This window comes from Mycoplana ramosa, from assembly GCF_041930185.1.
Classification (GTDB): domain Bacteria; phylum Pseudomonadota; class Alphaproteobacteria; order Rhizobiales; family Rhizobiaceae; genus Mycoplana; species Mycoplana ramosa.
The window spans coordinates 1-2037 of the sequence record NZ_JBHEEW010000032.1; the positions used below are offsets into that span (position 1 = coordinate 1).

At 70.2% G+C, this 2037-nt stretch carries 3 protein-coding genes; all 3 read right to left on the reverse strand.

The window, feature by feature from the left end:
• Window positions 1-50: 50 nt before the first annotated feature.
• Genes JNC62_RS21060 through JNC62_RS21070 form a run of 3 tightly spaced genes read right to left on the reverse strand, consistent with a single transcriptional unit; the run spans window position 51 to window position 2001 of the window.
• Window positions 51-497 carry an NlpC/P60 family protein gene (locus JNC62_RS21060; protein WP_093359544.1) on the reverse strand — a complete coding sequence of 149 codons (447 nt, stop codon included), beginning with the start codon at window positions 495-497 and terminating at the stop codon, window positions 51-53.
• Window positions 494-1378 carry a phage/gene transfer agent baseplate hub protein gene (locus JNC62_RS21065; protein ID WP_093359545.1) on the reverse strand — a complete coding sequence of 295 codons (885 nt, stop codon included), beginning with the start codon at window positions 1376-1378 and terminating at the stop codon, window positions 494-496. The genes JNC62_RS21060 and JNC62_RS21065 overlap by 4 nt, the downstream gene beginning before the upstream one ends.
• The gene (locus JNC62_RS21070; RefSeq protein WP_083548837.1) at window positions 1375-2001 is read right to left on the reverse strand and encodes a DUF2460 domain-containing protein; all 627 of its coding nucleotides are present in this window, start codon (window positions 1999-2001) and stop codon (window positions 1375-1377) included. Before JNC62_RS21070 ends, JNC62_RS21065 begins: the two co-directional genes overlap by 4 nt.
• Window positions 2002-2037 lie beyond the last annotated feature (36 nt).

Here is a 2037-nt window from a genome sequence, read left to right on the forward strand (position 1 = left end):
CCGATGGCGGCGCCGGCTGCACCGAGAACAAGCGTTGCCATGTCGGGGTCTCAGCGTTGCGGGAAGAGGAAGGCGAAGGCGATGCGCCGCCGCCAGGCATTGGTGAGCGGTTCCTCGATCACGCCGAGCCGCTCATAGGCGTGGAGGAAGGTGGCAGGACCGGTGAGGATCCCGACATGCTTGGCGATGGCGCGGGGCCTCATGCAGAAGAGGACCAGCGCGCCGGGACCGGCCTCGGCAGGCGACACCTCGATCATCATGCGCCGCGCGCCTTCGGCCAGAACCTCGCGCGGGCCGGTCTCGCCCCAGTCGCGGCTGTAAGGCAGAATCGGGAACGGCTCCGGCCCCACCACGTCGCGCCAGACCCCCCGCGCGAGCCCGAGGCAATCGCAACCGACGCCGCGCAGGCTGGCCTGGTCGTGGTACGGCGTGCCGAGCCAGGAGCGTGCGACGGCGACGACACGCGCGGGGTCGGCCGATGCGAGAGGTTGCGTCACAGCACGCCTCCCTCGTGGCCGCCATCCTTGGTGGCGTAGCGCAGCACGGCATCCTGGCCGGGGATGTGCGGGAACCCCCGGAAGTTGGCCGTGTTGGCGAACCTGGCGCCGCAGGTCTCGATCCGCTTATCGCAGCCCGCACGGATGGTGAAGGCATTGCCCTCGGAGATCTCGCGCACCGGCGCCTCGAGAAGGGTCAGCACGGCGATGCCGTCCGTCACATCATGGCCGAGAACCTCGGCCCGACGCCCCGCGTTGGAGCCACTGGTCCATTCGATGGTCCCGAAGGTGAACCAGCCGGAGGCGAAGCCGCCGAGGCCCGAAGCGGTGAAGGCGCGGTCGCGTAGAAGGTCGATCACGACGCTCGTGCCCTTGAACGCCGGGTTCTCCAGATCGACGCCGCAGCGCGCATCGCCGAGCGCGGCATCGCAGGTCGCCTGGAACGTCCGCCCGATCGTCTGGCCAAGCACATGCGCGAGCGAGCGGACTTCGGCGACGAAGGCCAGCCGCCCGCGCCGGATCTGGCCGATGGCCCCGCGCCGCATCAGCACGCGCTGGTTCGTGTCGGCCCAGTTCACCCGCCAGACTTCGACCTCGGCGTTATCCCAGCGGCCGTCGAGGATGTCGGTCTCGGTAATCCGGTCCGAGGTCAGCACGCCCTCGGCGTCCTGCGCATCGACCGAGAGGTCCGAGCCGGAACGGACCTCGGAGGCCGTCAGCCCGCTCTCGGGCTCGAAATCCGTCCCCTCGAAGCTGAGCGTCCGATCGTGGTCGGTGAAGCCGAAACTCGTGCCGTCGGCGCGCACGATCCGCCAGCACCAGGCGAGCGTCGTCGTTCCCTCGTCGAGATGGGCCTGCAGGTCGGGGTCGAGGGACTTCATCGGCGCAGTTCCAGAAGCGGGATGGAGGTGATCGAGCCGAGCCGCTCGAGGTCGAGCGTCACGTCGAGCGCGTCGGTGTCGAAACGGACCGGCACGTCGAACTCGAAGCCCGCGGTGATGGCGGCGCCAGCGCCCGGCGCGGTGCTGAAGGTGACGACGCCGGTGGCGGTGTCGACCGACCAGCCGGAAGGCTGCTCGACCCCGCCGAGCGCGATGCGCGCGGTTCCGGTCACCGGCTTCGCGACGGCGCGCGTCCAGGATTGCGCACCCGAGGCGTAGCGCTTGACCAGCTGGAAGGCGGTCGTCGCGCCGTCGCCCGTGCCGATAGACTGATCGGTGGGCGACGGCGTGCCCGAAGGCAGGCAGGACTTGTGGTCACCCCAGTCCTTGAACCGGAAGCCATGCAGGCGGCCATTGCGCGCCTCGAAGAAGGCGACGACGGCGGCCAGATCGTCGGCGCGGCGGATGCCATAGGCGACATCGTAGCGGCGGCGCGAATTGGCCCAGCTGGCGTTGCGCTCCTCGTCGCCCGAGGCGAGCTCGACGATCTGCGTGCGCCGCTCCGGTCCGCCCCGCGCACCTCGGCTGATGTTGTCGGGAAACCGGACCTCGTGAAACGCCATCACATGCCCCTCCGACCGAGCGACACGGCGCGGGCG